Raw genomic sequence first — 13,454 nt, 5'->3', positions numbered from 1 at the left:
GCCGGCCCAGTCCATCCATCACCCCGGAGGGATTCAGACGATGACGTCTATCCATGCCCCAGTGTCCGACCTGGAGATTGCCCGCGCAGCGCCGATCCGACCCATCGAGGAGATCGCTGCAACGGTGGGAATCCCGGCCGATGCGCTGGAGCTCTACGGCCGGCACAAGGCAAAGATCGACATCAGCCGTCTGCCCGAGGTACCCGGAAAGTCCCCTGGGAAAGTGGTGCTCGTCAGCGCCATGAGCCCCACCCCTGCGGGTGAGGGAAAATCGACCTGCACAGTTGGTCTGGCCGATTCACTGGCCCGGGCCGGGCAGCGCGTCATGGTGGCGCTGCGGGAACCGTCCCTGGGGCCGGTCATGGGGATGAAGGGCGGGGCCACCGGCGGTGGCTATTCGCAGGTGTTGCCCATGGAGGACATCAACCTCCATTTCACCGGTGACTTTCACGCCATAACGACCGCCAACAACACACTGATGGCCCTGGTCGACAACTCGATCCACCAGGGCAACCCGCTCAATATCGATCCCCGAAGGATCACCTTCAAGCGCGTGCTGGACGTCAATGACCGGGCGCTGCGTGAAGTGGTCATCGGGCTCGGCGGTCCCGGCCAGGGCGTACCGCGCCAGGACGGCTTTGACATCACCGTGGCGTCCGAAATCATGGCAGTCTTCTGTCTCGCGACCGATCTTCCGGATCTTCGGCGTCGGCTGGCGCGGATCACCGTTGGCTACACCTACGACCGACGACCGGTCACCGTTGCGGACCTCGGCGTGGAAGGCGCCCTCACACTCCTGCTGAAGGACGCCCTCAAGCCAAACCTCGTACAGACCATCGCGGGAACGCCGGCGCTGGTGCACGGAGGCCCCTTCGCCAACATCGCGCACGGCTGCAACTCGGTCATCGCCACCCAGACAGCGCGCAGTATCGCCGACATAGTAGTGACCGAGGCAGGGTTCGGGGCGGACCTCGGGGCCGAGAAGTTCATGGACATCAAGGCGAGGTCGGCAAATGTGGCGCCTGACGCCGTCGTAATTGTGGCCACCGTCCGCGCCCTCAAGATGCACGGCGGGGTTGCGAAAGCGGACCTCGGCGCGCCGAATGTACCGGCACTGCAGTGCGGCATCGAGAACCTGCGCCGCCATGTGCGGAATGTGCAGAAGTTCGGCATCAACCCCGTGGTCGCCATCAACAGGTTCACCACCGATACCGATGACGAGCTTGCCTGGATCCTGAAGTGGTGCGCGGCCGAGGGCGTTCCTGCCGCAGTAGCCGACGTGTGGGGAGACGGCGGAGGAGGCCCGGGCGGCGACGACCTCGCCGCAAAGGTCCTGGCCGCCCTGGACGCGCCGTGTTCCTTCCGGCACCTCTACCCGCTGGAGCTGTCGGTGGAGGAGAAGATCCGGACCATCGCCTGCGAGATCTACGGCGCTGCCTGCGTCGAATTCTCGGTCGAGGCCCTGCGCCGGCTGCGCGAGATCGAGGCCAACGGCTGGAATTCGCTGCCCGTTTGCATGGCCAAGACGCAGTACTCCTTCTCCGACAACCCCGGCCTGCTTGGAGCACCGGAAGGCTTCACCCTTCACGTCCGCGACCTCATCCCCAAGACCGGTGCCGGTTTCATCGTGGCCCTGACGGGAGCCGTCATGACCATGCCCGGGCTGCCGAAGGAACCGGGTGCCCTGCGCATGGATGTGGACGACGACGGCGGCGTAGTCGGCCTCTTCTAGCCGGCTCCGCTGGGTTCGGGGCGGTTCAGACGAAAGGATTCGAGTGAAGGCGCTCTATAAACCCGGTGCTCAACCGGGCTTCGAGTTGGTGGACCGGCCGGAACCCTCGGTAGGACTTGGCGAGGTCAAGATCCGGGTTATGGCCACGGGAATCTGCGGAACGGATCTCCATATCGAGTCGTGGGACTCATGGGCGGCCGGCACGATCAACGCCCCGCTGATTCCCGGACACGAGTTCTACGGCGAAGTGGTCGAACTGGGCGATGGTGTCCATGAGGTGCGGGTCGGGGATCGGGTGTCCGGCGAGGGGCACATAGTCTGCGGCATCTGCCGCAACTGCCGCGCCGGCCGCCGGCAAATGTGCATCCGCACGATCAGCGTCGGAGTGCAGCGCGACGGTGCCTTCGCCGAATACATCGTGATTCCGGAAACCAACGTGTGGGTGCATCACGACGGCGTCACCCCTGAGCTCGGGGCCGTCTTCGACCCGTTCGGCAACGCCGTCCACACGGCGCTGAGCTTCCCCGTCGTCAGCGAGGACGTGCTCATCACCGGAGCTGGTCCAATTGGGCTCATGGCGATCGCAGTGGCTCGGCATGCCGGCGCCCGGCACGTCGCGATCACCGACGTCTCCGAACGGCGACTGGAACTGGCACGGTCCATCGGCGTGGACCTGGCCGTGGACGTGAGCAAGACCCGCATCATCGAGGCGCAGCGGGAGCTGGACATGCGCGAAGGGTTCGACGTGGGACTCGAAATGTCCGGACACCCGTCCGCCCTGCCGGAAATGATCGACAACATGAACCACGGGGGACGGATCGCGATGCTGGGCCTTCCCTCCGAGGACATCCGGATCGACTGGGCCAAGGTGGTCACCCACATGCTCACGCTGAAGGGCATCTATGGACGCGAGATGTTCGAGACCTGGTACGCGATGAGCGCCATGATGCATTCGAACCATGCCCTGCGTGATGCCGTGGCGAGTGTCGTGACCGACGTGCTTCCGGCGTCGGACTGGCGGAAGGGGTTCGCCATCGCCCGCAGCGGCCACAGCGGCAAGGTTGTCCTGGACTGGACGTCAATCTAGAGGAGTTGGAATGTTTGCTTCAGTAAGGAATCAGTTGCAGTCCGAGCTCGACGAGATCCGGGATGCCGGGCTGTACAAGCGTGAACGCACCATTTCCTCGCCGCAATCCAACTCCATCCGTGCGGCGCTTGGCGAGGGCGACGGCACGCAGGTGCTGAACTTCTGCGCCAACAATTACCTCGGCCTCGCCGACCATCCGGCCCTGATTTCCGCGGCCAAGGATGCGCTGGATGAGCGGGGCTTCGGTATGGCGTCCGTCCGGTTCATCTGCGGAACCCAGGACCTGCACCTTCAGTTGGAGCGGCGGGTTTCACACTTCCTCGGTACGGAGGACACCATCCTGTTCTCCTCCTGTTTCGATGCGAACGGCGGGGTCTTCGAATCCCTGCTGGGCGCTGACGACGCCGTCATCTCGGACGCGCTCAACCACGCTTCGATCATCGACGGAATCCGGCTGAGCAAGGCTCAGCGGTTCCGTTACGTGAACCGGGACATGGCCGACCTTGAAACGAGGCTGCAGGAAGCCGCCGGTGCTCGCCGTCGTCTGGTGGTCACCGACGGCGTCTTTTCGATGGACGGCTACCTGGCACCGCTGCGGGAGATCTGCGACCTCGCCGAGAAATACGACGCGATGGTGATGGTGGACGATTCGCATGCCGTCGGGTTCATGGGTGCTACAGGTGCGGGCACGCCTGAGCATGCGGGCGTCTCCGAGCGGGTGGACATCTATACCGGAACCTTTGGGAAGGCGCTGGGCGGTGCGTCGGGTGGCTATGTGTCCGGGAGGGCCGAGATTGTCGAGTTGTTGAGGCAGCGCGCCCGCCCTTATCTCTTTTCCAACTCGCTGGCGCCGTCGATCGTCGCTGCGACGCTGACCTCACTGGACCTTGTCCAGGACAGTGCGGACCTGCGCGGCCGGCTGAACGAGAACGCCGCACTGTTCCGCCGCCGGATGACGGAGGAGGGATTCGAACTCCTCGAGGGTGAACACCCGATCATTCCCGTGATGTTCGGGGACGCGGTCCGCGCTGGGCGGGTGGCGGACGCGATGCTTGAGCAGGGCGTCTACGTCATCGCGTTCAGCTATCCGGTAGTTCCCAAGGGAGCCGCGCGAATCCGCGTGCAGCTCTCGGCGGCGCACAGTCCCGAGGATGTGGAAACCTGCGTGTCGGCTTTCGTTGCTGCCCGGGATGCCGTGGGATAAGCACCGCTAGTTTTCGCCGCGCAGCACGTCCACATGGACGTGGTCGAGGTGTCGGAGGATCTCGTTTTCCGGGTCGGGGGCGTCGTAGTTGTGCCACTGGCCTCGGGAGAGGTGCGCGCTCCAGAATTTATCGTCGAAGATGACGTACTGGATGTTGTAGTCCCCGGCATGGGCAACCAGCCATTGCGACAGGATCCAACCCTGGCGCCGGTTCTCCTCGGTGACGGGGCGGAAGAAGACGTCGATGGCCCGACCGTCGTAGTGCGTTGATTCCGCTCCGTGACCCGAACTTACGCCTCCCGGGGCGAAGCCGCCGAGGCTCGATTCACCGAACACCTCACTCATCGCGTCGCGCAGCTTCTCTGCGCGCGGTGTCAGGCCGCTGGGAGTGAGCGGTTCCTCCTCCAATCCATCCGTGGCAGTACCTCGACAGGACAGGCTTGGACCGGCGTCGTCGGGTGGTCCTTCGATGAGCCGTTGCATCACTGCCTCGTCGATGCCGGCGGCGCCGTCGATGCTGTCGATGTCTGCAAACGAGGACCCGCGCGCTAGGAGGGCCGCGGTCGTGGTGGCCCGCTGTGCTTCTTCCCGGCTGAGCCCCACGTCCCCTTTGGACGTCTCGACGGTGCATTCCGACAGTCCCAGCAGCGAGGTGCTGCGGTCGCTCAAACCGTTGACCAACACGAATCCGAGGAGCAGCACGGGGACAAGCAACAGGAAGACCAGCAGGAAGGGGCGACGCCGCACCTCCGGCCTCTGGTCGGCAGTCATCACATGAGCCTTTCGCTGAGGGTAGGTCCCACAGGGTTAATCGACCGCTTCCACCGTTGGTTCCCGCGGCACACCTACGACACATTCCGGCGCAGGGGAGGCCTTCTCCCGGACCATAACTACACTGATGGTGTTTTGCTCGCTAGCGCAGGGGGACGCGTGGGATTCGACGCCGGCCGCAGGGCCCTTATTTTCGCTGGTCTTGGGCTGGCGCTGGCAGGTTGCGCAACCAAGCCGCCTCAATCCCAGCCCGCTGAGAGCGCAACCGCGCGCGCCACAAGGAGTGCGGCGCCGTCGTCGTCGCCTACTCCCGCCCCCAGCGCCTCGCTCACGCCATCGCAGCCCGCGCTTCCTGCCGTGAGGAAATCGTCGCGCGGTTCACCGGCATAGTGCCGCAGCAATGGGGGCTTGATGTTCCGGGCGTGCTCAGCTCGCTCCCCGTCGACGCCGGCGGAGCCGTCCTGACCCTTGACTATTGCGGAGGTCCGGGTGGGAGCCAGACCGATCACGCCATCTTCGACCTCCTGCGTGAACGCCGGATGCCGGCCACCCTCTTCATGAACTACCGCTGGATTGAAAGTAACTCCGCGCTGGCGAAGGAATTGGCGGAGGATCCGCTGTTCGAGATCGCCAACCACGGCACCCAGCACCTGCCGCTCAGCGTAAATGGGCAGAGCGCCTACGGTATCCCGGGAACAACGGGACCGGGCGAGGTGTACGACGAGATCATGACCAACACCGCCGTGATCACCGAGCTTGCCGGCCGGCCGCCGCGCTTCTTCCGGCCCGGAACCGCGCACCTGGACGAGGTGGCCGCGCAGATCTGTCTGGCATTGGGCCAGGTCCCAACCGGGTTCAGCATCAACGGCGATGCCGGGGCAACGCACCCGGCCCACCTCGTGACCCAGGAACTGGTACGCGCACAGTCCGGGGACGTCATCATCGCCCACGGAAACCAACCGGCATCCGGGACCGGCGCGGGAGTCGCCGCGGCGCTCGCTCAACGGGAGATCCTCGGCGCGCAGTTCGTTCCGCTGCCACCCCGGCTGCCCGAACCTTCCTGGCCGTAGCCCTACGCGGCTTTGGCCTCACTACCAGGAACAGTCCTCCTGCCGTCAGCAAGACAAGCACGCTAACGACGACGGCGGTAGCCGGGTCAGTGGCCAACAGTTGCGGGATGGCCCGGCCCGGTGCCGTAACGGCGAAGACAAATGCGATGGCGATGCCGATGTAGCTGCCGATCATGTTGGCCCGGTGTGCCACGATATTGCGGCGGATGGCGGAGACCAAGCCAAGGGTCACGGTGACGATCGTGAAAGCAGAGAGGCCGTGGAGCCAGCTGAAGTGGCCGTCGCTGACGATCCAGAAGCTGGTGAAGCAGACAAAGTACATGGCCAGCACCCAGGTGTAGCCGATGATGTGATGGGTGCGGTCCCGGCGTCGACGGAAAATGTTGATCGGTCCCAAAACCAGCACGTAGAGCGCGGCGATCACGTGGGCGGCGATGAGCGGGTTCCAGTCCATGGTTATAAGATAGGCGCACTATCCTATAGCTGTACATCAGGATAGTTGCCGTCATTTTCCTATCCAACGGAAGGACCACGGCGTGCAGTTGAAGGAACTCAGCACAGCCTCCGGAGTGAGTGCGGCCAGCATCAAGTTTTATCTCCGGGAAGGACTGATCCAGCGCGGCGAGCAGGTTCATCCCACCCGTGCCGAGTACGGCCAGTTGCACCTTCGGCGCCTGGAGCTGATCGGCGCGCTGCGCTCGGTGGTAGGACTGGGGATCGAGCAAATCCGAACCCTCGTTCAGCTCATAGACGATCCGGAGGTGTCCCGACTGGAACTGCTCGGGAGGACCCAGGCTTTAGTTCTCGGCGCACCCGGCGAGGATGCCGCTGACCACCCGCTGGTTGCCGAGCTGCTCACCAGCCAAGGCTGGCCGGACGCTCCCTCGGATGCGAGGGCGCTCTTCAACAGGACGCTCGAGGAGATGGAGGGGATGGGGCTGTCGGTGAGCTCCGACGTCGTACGCGGCTACGCCGAAGCGGCAGATCAGGTGGCACAGCAGGATCTAGGGACCGTATTCGACGCCGGCAGCAGGGATGAGGCGGTTCTCGCCGTCGCGGTGGGCGTGCGGGCCTACAGCAAGCTGCTCCTGAGCCTGGTGGCGTTGGCGCAAGCGTCGCACAGCATCAAGCGGTTGAGTGGGGACGAAGACCGAGGCACCGCCACCTGACAAAACCCACTCAAACGGCAAAACGCCCCCCGGCCGAAGCCAGGGGGCGTTTGCGGAATTAGCGCTCTACATCTCCGCGGATGAAGGCTTCGACCTTCTCGCGGGCGATGTCGTCGTTGTACTGCTCCGGAGGCGACTTCATGAAGTAGCTGGACGCCGAGAGGATCGGGCCGCCGATGCCGCGGTCGGCAGCGATCTTGGCGGCGCGGATTGCATCAATGATGACGCCGGCCGAGTTGGGGGAGTCCCAGACTTCCAGCTTGTACTCGAGCGAAACGGGAGCGTCGCCGAAGTTGCGGCCCTCAAGGCGAACGAAGGCCCACTTGCGGTCATCGAGCCATGCGACGTAGTCGGACGGGCCGATGTGAACGTCGTCGGCGCGGAGTTCGGCCTCGACATTGGAGGTGACAGCCTGGGTCTTGGAAATCTTTTTCGACTCGAGGCGGTCGCGCTCAAGCATGTTCTTGAAGTCCATGTTGCCGCCGACGTTCAGCTGGTAAGTGCGGTCCAGGGTGACGCCGCGGTCTTCGAACAGCTTGGCCATGACGCGGTGCGTGATGGTGGCACCGATCTGGCTCTTGATGTCGTCGCCCACAATGGGAACGCCGGCCTCGGTGAACTTGTCGGCCCATTCCTTGGTGCCGGCAATGAAGACGGGGAGGGCGTTGACGAAGGCGACGCCGGCGTCGATGGCGCACTGAGCGTAGAACTTGGCCGCGGACTCGGAACCGACGGGCAGGTAGCAGACCATGACGTCAACCTGGGCGGCCTTGAGCTCGGCGACAACATCCACCGGCTCAGCGTCGGACTCGACGATGGTCTCTCGGTAGTACTTGCCCAGCCCGTCCAGAGTGTGGCCGCGCTGGACCTTCACACCCGTGGGGGGCACATCGGCGATCTTGATCGTGTTGTTCTCGCTTGCCCCGATCGCGTCCGCCAGGTCAAGGCCAACCTTCTTGCCGTCTACGTCGAAGGCGGTGACGAACTGAACGTCGCTGACGTGGTACTTGCCGAACTCAACATGCATCAGGCCCGGGATGGTTGCTGTTGGGTCTGCGTCCTTGTAGTACTGAACGCCCTGCACCAGGGATGCGGCACAGTTACCAACACCGACGATTGCTACCCGAATGGGGTTAGTTCCCACTGTTCTCCTTCATACGCGTCCTAGAGACTGCCCGGCCCGAGGCCGATACCCGTGCGGTCTATACCTTTTGCGACCGGCAATCCCCACAGCTCACACAGTCTACTTCTAATTGCGAACGCGCGAAGGCGTCGCCGCATTCCGTGACGCCGATCCCCGGCCCTGGCTGAGCCGTGCTGCTCCGGGTCCTGCTTTGGGCCCTGCAGGGCCTTCCGGCACGAGCAGCCGTAACAGCCGCTTCAGCTCGGCCTGGTCATCTGCCGTGAGCTGCGAGAAGTACTCGTCGGCTTCACGCTGACGAACGCGCCGGATCTGTTGCAGCAACTCCTCGCCGTCCGAGGTGAGAAACACCAGGGTTGCCCGCCGGTCGGAGGGATCCGGTGCACGTTGCACCAGGCCGTTCTCCTGCAGGACGTCGACCACCTCGGTTGCGGACCGTGGAGCGATATGGAGCATGTCCGCCAGCTCGCGCAGGCGTAGGGCGGGCGCGGACGACGGCGCGTGCGCAGCTTGCGCAATGGCCCGGAGTGCACGGGCCTGGTGCGGAGTGATCCCGAACGGCTCGAGTTGTTGCGACCACTTACGGCGAAGCCCGCGGAAAGCCGCGTGCATCAGATCGCCGAGGCCGGCGGAGTCAGGGGAGGAGACCATGCATCAATGGTAGAGGAAGCAGAAGTACCTCATAGTGAGGTAACCTCTCTATATCGAGATTTGGAGCAGTCAGCAGCAGGAGGACCCGTGGCAGTTCCTACCGGGATCGGCCGGCAACCAAGAGGACACAATCCTGACAAGGGGGGCGCCGACGTCGTAATGCCTGGTGCCGAATCCTGGTCAGCCGGCGGCCGGGGCCCGGCGCGTCCCGATCCACGGGCACGGCAGCAGCTAGCCGAGCACCCGGTGAGCCTGCGCCGCATAGCGGCCCTCTTCGCGCCGCACAGGGGGACGATCGCCGTCGTCGTGCTGTTGATTACTGCCAGCTCGGTGATCAACCTTGCCCAGCCTTTCCTGGTCCGCGCTGTCATCGATGAGGCGCTGCCCGGGCAGGACATCGGGCTTCTGCTTCTGCTGACGACGTCGATGGTTGGCGTGGCTGCGGTGACGTCACTGATCGGGGTGGTGCAGACATGGATGGCGACGGCGATGGGGCAGCGGGTGATGCACCGGCTGCGCGTCGATCTGTTCACCCATGTTCAGGCGCAGTCCCTGGGGTTCTTCACCAGGACGCACGGGGGGGAGGTGCAGTCACGGCTGACGCATGACATCTCCGGGATGCAGTCGGTGGTTACGTCCTCGGCGACGGGTGTGGCAGCCAACCTGACCACCGCCGTCGCAACTGCCGCAGCCATGGTGGCGCTCTCGCCCGCGATGAGCCTGATCTCGCTCGTTGTCCTGCCACCCGCTATCTGGTTGTCGCGCCGGGTCGCACGGATACGTAGGGAGGTGACCGATGAGCGCCAGCGCGAACTCGCCCTCCTGCACACTCAGGTGGAGGAGGGTCTCTCGGTGTCCGGGGTGCGGCTCGCCAAACTCCTGGGCACCACGGCCCGGGATGCCGCCCGGTTCTCGGACCGGTCGGAGAAACTGGTTGGCCTGGAGTTGCGCAGCCAGCTCGCGGGCCGCTGGCGAATGGCCACGATGCAGATCGTCTTCGCGGCGATTCCCGCGGTCATTTACCTGGCAGCGGGGTTCCCGGCAACCAGCAGCGGCATGACGATCGGAACACTGGTTGCCTTCACGGCCCTGCAGGCAACGATCTTCCGACCGATCATGGGACTGCTGAACCTTGGTGTGCAGTGGGTTGCTGCCCTGGCCTTCTTCAGCCGGATCTTCGAGTACCTGGACAGGGAACCCCAGATCAAGCCGCCGCAATCACCGGTCCGGCTGGCTGCGGCGGACGTGCGCGGGGAGGTCCGCTTCGAGGATGTGCGGTTCAGCTACGACCAGGGAAACGAGGTTCTGCGCGGCATCGACCTGGTGCTTCCGGCGGGAACCACAACCGCCGTCGTCGGAGCTACCGGGTCCGGCAAGAGCACCCTGGCGTCACTGGTGCCTCGCCTCAACGACACCTCGAGTGGGCGGGTGACCATTGACGGTGCGGACGTCCGCGATATTCATCCCGAGGATCTGGCGAAAATAGTCGGCGTGGTTTCCCAAGAGACATACCTGATCCACGCGTCTGTGAGGGAGAACCTGCTGCTGGCAGATCCCAAGGCTACCGATGAGGACCTCTGGAAGGCTTTGGAGGCCGCGCGGATTGCCGACGCCATCGCAGCGCTTCCCGATGGGCTTGACACACGGGTAGGCGCGCGTGGCCACCGCTTCTCCGGAGGGGAACAGCAGCGACTGGCAATCGCCCGGACCATCCTGCGAAATCCGCCCGTACTGGTTCTCGACGAGGCCACCAGCGCGCTGGACAACGCCACCGAGGCCCGGGTGCAGCAGGCGCTGGACCGGCTCGCCGTCGGGCGGACCACGCTGGTGATTGCACACCGGCTGTCGACGGTGGAGAACGCCGACGAAGTGCTGGTCCTGGACGCCGGCCGCATCGTGGAGCGGGGAACGGCCGGAGCGTTGCGCTCGGCGGAGGGAGCGTTTGCGCGCCTCGCGGCGAGCAGGACAACCGCACGGACAACTACCGAAATGGCCGAACGCTGACCGCACGGTAGTGCCGGCACGCTACCCGGTGACTAGGCTTACCAGGCATGGGACTGGAGGAGAGCCCGCGCCGACCGGCCGGCATCTCGGTGCCCTCTCGCAGGGACAGGCTGCTTCGGAAACTCACCGAGGGGATAGGCGGTCCGCTGGGTGCGCACGCCGCCCCCGGCCGCGTGCGGCCGGTGATCTTCACGGTGGAGCGCGTACTCATCCTGATGACGACGACGGCGGCTGTGCTCGCGATCCTGGTCAAGGCTCCTTGCCGCGACAGCGGCTGGGTACGGCCCGACCAGTTCTACCGCGCGTGCTACTCGGACTGGACGGAGGCGTTCCAGTTCCAGGGGTTGGGAAGCGGGATCTTCCCGTTCACTGAGGGGTCACCATTCGACGGGCCCGTGCTGCTCGGGGCACTCGCCGGGATCCTGACCCTGTTGGTTCCGGTGTCGGCGGCGGGGGTGGTGCAGACGGAAGCCCTCGTCCGCTACTTCGACGTGAACGCGCTGCTGGCGGTGGCTGCCTGGATCGGGACTGTCGTGGCCACCATGCGCCTGGCGAGCCGGCGACCCTGGGACGCTGCGCTGGTGGCCGTGGCGCCCATCGCAATCCTTACTGCAGCATCGGGTTGGACCCTCATCCCGGTGGCGTTCAGCGTCTTCGGTCTGTTGTCCTTCGCCAGGAATCGGTTCATGATCGCGGGGATCCTGCTGGGTCTGGGGACCGGGTTCAGCGCTCATTTGCTGTTGGCCTACGCGGCGGTTGTACTCCTCGCCGTCCGCACCGGCCGCGCACGTCCCGCGATCGTCACAGGGCTCAGCCTCGCAGCGACGTCGGTCCTCACCAGCCTTCCCTTCGGACGACGATGGAACTCGGCCTTCCCTTGGGACTACGACCCCGCGGCCCTCAACGTGACATCGTCGCTCGTGTCCGGGTTCAATCTCCTCGCCGGGCGGGTGGGGCTTCAGCCCCTGTCGGACGCGGCGGTGGGGATCACCGCCGTCGTAAGTTTCCTGGTCCTGACCGGCCTGGTGGCGCTGCTGGTGCTCAGGGCGCCGCGCAGGCCGCGCCTTCCGCAGGTTGTGCTGCTGCTGGTGGGTGTCCTCGTGCTGGTCATTCCCAATTACCGGCCCGAGCTGACCCTGTGGCTGCTGCCTTTCGTGGCCCTGTCCTACGTCGACTGGCGGGTGTTCCTGACCTGGCAGGTGATTGAGGCTCTGCACTGGTGGGCGTTCTGGATGGTTGTTGCCCGCGATGCGTCCTCTGGTGCGGCCTCGAACAACATCGACAACCTCTACTATTTGGCGGCCGTGGTGGCACGGCTGGTGGTGACGGGATTCATTCTCTACCGCGTCGCCGGACACATCCTCGAACCCGATACGGATCCGGTACGGCGGCTCTCCATCGACGACCCCGCCGGCGGTCCCTTCAACGGTGCTCCCGATCGGGACGGCGCTCCGAAGCGGACCGGCGACACTCCGGTAGGCTGGAACGCGTCCAGTTCGAGCCCGAAGAATCCTGCACCGAAAGACCCCCAGTGACACAACCCGTCTTCCGCAGTGAGCGCCTAACGCCCGAGGGCTTCGAGGCACTGGCGCAGGCCCACCCCAATGTTGTCATCCCCCTGGAGCAGACTCCCCAGTGGGCGGACTTCGAGCGCAGCCTGGGACGCCAGCCCTACGGAATCTGGGCCTATTACGACGACGACGGCACCCCCGCCGTGCTGATGAGCCTGCTTCGCATGCAGCGCCGCTTCCGGGAGTCCCTGGTATCAGTCAACGGGCCGGTCTGGCTCACCGAGCGCTCGCCGGAGGCTGAGCTGCGGCTGATGCGCACCGTCCAGGAGCAGTTCGCTGCAGACCCTGATACCGATCCGCTGTACGTCCGGATGCAGGTTGAGCACCCTCAGCCGCCCGCGGACGGCCCGATCGAGCACGGCTGGTACGAGCGCGAGATTGTCGTTGATCTCACGCCGAGCGAGGACGCGATCTTCAAGTCCTTCCGGCCCAACGCCCGTAACAGCATCCGGCGGGCGGAGCGTTCCGGTGTCGAGGTGCGAACCATTGAGCGGAACGACTGGATCCGGGTCTTCCGTGGGGACCTTTTTCCCATCCTTCAGGAAACTGCCGAACGCGACGGATTCTCGAGCTTCGGGGCCGATTACTACGAGAAGCTGCTGTCCGAACTCGGTGACTACCTCCGGCTCCTGGTGGCCTACGTGGACGGGCGGGCTGTCAGCTGGCTCATCACCACCGAATACCGCGGCTACTCCGTCTACTACTTCGCGGGCAGCACGGCCGATGCTCGGAAGACCTTCGCCCCATACCTGCTGCTGTGGGAGGCGTTCAAGCAGCTGAAGGCCGCGGGGAACACGGCGTGCGGTCTGACCGGAATCGTGAGCGAGAACTACCCCCAGTTGGTCAACGTGACCACGTTCAAGCGGAACTTCTCCAAAAACGTCGTGGAAATACCCACTACCTATGACGTGCCGCTCAACCCCGGGAAGTACAGGGTGGTTGCCGGTCTGCTCTCGCTGCGGCGGTCAGCGCCGGCCAAGGTGCGCGGGGCGTTGATGGGAGCAGCGTCGTCGTTGTCGAAGCTGCGCACGCGCACCGGAGTACGGAGCTAGCC

Annotated in this window: 12 protein-coding genes and 1 pseudogene; 8 read left to right on the top strand and 5 right to left on the bottom strand. The window is 65.0% G+C overall.

The window, feature by feature from the left end:
* Positions 1-40: 40 nt before the first annotated feature.
* From GC088_RS15335 to GC088_RS15325, 3 genes are read left to right on the top strand one after another with little or no spacing between them, the layout of a single operon-like run.
* Complete coding sequence (locus tag GC088_RS15335; RefSeq protein WP_323959863.1) at positions 41-1,732, top strand: formate--tetrahydrofolate ligase; 1,692 nt, start codon at positions 41-43, stop codon at positions 1,730-1,732.
* A 43-nt stretch (positions 1,733-1,775) separates the two neighbouring features.
* Entirely contained in the window at positions 1,776-2,819 is a 1,044-nt protein-coding gene (gene tdh, locus GC088_RS15330) for an L-threonine 3-dehydrogenase (protein ID WP_323959862.1), read from the top strand.
* A gap of 10 nt (positions 2,820-2,829) precedes the next feature.
* Complete coding sequence (locus GC088_RS15325) at positions 2,830-4,023, top strand: glycine C-acetyltransferase (protein ID WP_323959861.1); 1,194 nt, start codon at positions 2,830-2,832, stop codon at positions 4,021-4,023.
* Positions 4,024-4,029: 6 nt separating this feature from the next.
* On the opposite strand, the gene GC088_RS15320 is transcribed toward GC088_RS15325, so the two are convergent.
* Together GC088_RS15320 and GC088_RS15315 are read right to left on the bottom strand one after the other, a co-directional pair.
* Positions 4,030-4,794, bottom strand: coding sequence for a VldE C-terminal domain-containing protein (locus GC088_RS15320; RefSeq protein ID WP_323959860.1), 765 nt, complete (start codon positions 4,792-4,794; stop codon positions 4,030-4,032).
* A 239-nt stretch (positions 4,795-5,033) separates the two neighbouring features.
* Positions 5,034-5,195, bottom strand: a complete 162-nt coding sequence (locus tag GC088_RS15315; protein WP_323959859.1) for a hypothetical protein — start codon at positions 5,193-5,195, stop codon at positions 5,034-5,036.
* Here GC088_RS15315 and GC088_RS15310 point away from each other — a divergent pair.
* A pseudogene (locus GC088_RS15310) lies at positions 5,184-5,573 on the top strand (polysaccharide deacetylase family protein); the annotation flags it as partial. The gene GC088_RS15315 and the pseudogene GC088_RS15310 sit on opposite strands and share 12 nt — an antisense overlap.
* Positions 5,574-5,733: 160 nt before the next feature.
* Here the strand turns inward: GC088_RS15310 and GC088_RS15305 are convergent.
* Positions 5,734-6,318: a DUF2306 domain-containing protein gene (locus GC088_RS15305; RefSeq protein ID WP_323959858.1), complete on the bottom strand. Its 585-nt coding sequence runs from the start codon at positions 6,316-6,318 to the stop codon at positions 5,734-5,736.
* A gap of 82 nt (positions 6,319-6,400) precedes the next feature.
* Here GC088_RS15305 and GC088_RS15300 point away from each other — a divergent pair, with 82 nt between their 5' ends.
* Positions 6,401-7,033, top strand: coding sequence for a MerR family transcriptional regulator (locus tag GC088_RS15300; RefSeq protein WP_323959857.1), 633 nt, complete (start codon positions 6,401-6,403; stop codon positions 7,031-7,033).
* 58 nt (positions 7,034-7,091) lie between these two features.
* Here the strand turns inward: GC088_RS15300 and GC088_RS15295 are convergent, their stop codons facing one another.
* Together GC088_RS15295 and GC088_RS15290 are read right to left on the bottom strand one after the other, a co-directional pair.
* Complete coding sequence (locus tag GC088_RS15295) at positions 7,092-8,177, bottom strand: inositol-3-phosphate synthase (RefSeq protein ID WP_323959856.1); 1,086 nt, start codon at positions 8,175-8,177, stop codon at positions 7,092-7,094.
* Positions 8,178-8,282: 105 nt separating this feature from the next.
* Positions 8,283-8,825, bottom strand: coding sequence for a MarR family winged helix-turn-helix transcriptional regulator (locus GC088_RS15290; protein ID WP_323959855.1), 543 nt, complete (start codon positions 8,823-8,825; stop codon positions 8,283-8,285).
* A gap of 159 nt (positions 8,826-8,984) precedes the next feature.
* On the opposite strand from GC088_RS15290, the gene GC088_RS15285 reads away from it, so the two are divergent.
* Genes GC088_RS15285 through GC088_RS15275 form a run of 3 tightly spaced genes read left to right on the top strand, consistent with a single transcriptional unit; the run spans position 8,985 to position 13,452 of the window.
* Positions 8,985-10,829: an ABC transporter ATP-binding protein gene (locus tag GC088_RS15285; protein ID WP_323962110.1), complete on the top strand. Its 1,845-nt coding sequence runs from the start codon at positions 8,985-8,987 to the stop codon at positions 10,827-10,829.
* A gap of 47 nt (positions 10,830-10,876) precedes the next feature.
* Positions 10,877-12,364, top strand: a complete 1,488-nt coding sequence (locus GC088_RS15280; protein ID WP_323959854.1) for a glycosyltransferase family protein — start codon at positions 10,877-10,879, stop codon at positions 12,362-12,364.
* Positions 12,361-13,452 carry a lipid II:glycine glycyltransferase FemX gene (locus GC088_RS15275; protein ID WP_323959853.1) on the top strand — a complete coding sequence of 364 codons (1,092 nt, stop codon included), beginning with the start codon at positions 12,361-12,363 and terminating at the stop codon, positions 13,450-13,452. The genes GC088_RS15280 and GC088_RS15275 overlap by 4 nt, the downstream gene beginning before the upstream one ends.
* Positions 13,453-13,454 lie beyond the last annotated feature (2 nt).

It is taken from the genome of Arthrobacter sp. JZ12 (assembly GCF_035189165.1).
Lineage (GTDB): Bacteria > Actinomycetota > Actinomycetes > Actinomycetales > Micrococcaceae > Arthrobacter_D.
Note: the sequence above shows the minus strand (reverse complement) of the source record. Positions and strands in the feature narration are given on the sequence as shown.

Excerpts from the sequence above, each read along its gene's own strand:
- GC088_RS15285 (WP_323962110.1), top strand. The coding sequence starts at position 8,985 with ATGCCTGGTGCCGAATCCTGGTCAGCCGGCGGCCGGGGCCCGGCGCGT.
- GC088_RS15320 (WP_323959860.1), bottom strand. The coding sequence starts at position 4,794 with ATGACTGCCGACCAGAGGCCGGAGGTGCGGCGTCGCCCCTTCCTGCTG.
- GC088_RS15325 (WP_323959861.1), top strand. The coding sequence starts at position 2,830 with ATGTTTGCTTCAGTAAGGAATCAGTTGCAGTCCGAGCTCGACGAGATC.
- GC088_RS15290 (WP_323959855.1), bottom strand. The coding sequence starts at position 8,825 with ATGGTCTCCTCCCCTGACTCCGCCGGCCTCGGCGATCTGATGCACGCG.
- GC088_RS15280 (WP_323959854.1), top strand. The coding sequence starts at position 10,877 with ATGGGACTGGAGGAGAGCCCGCGCCGACCGGCCGGCATCTCGGTGCCC.
- GC088_RS15335 (WP_323959863.1), top strand. The coding sequence starts at position 41 with ATGACGTCTATCCATGCCCCAGTGTCCGACCTGGAGATTGCCCGCGCA.
- GC088_RS15305 (WP_323959858.1), bottom strand. The coding sequence starts at position 6,318 with ATGGACTGGAACCCGCTCATCGCCGCCCACGTGATCGCCGCGCTCTAC.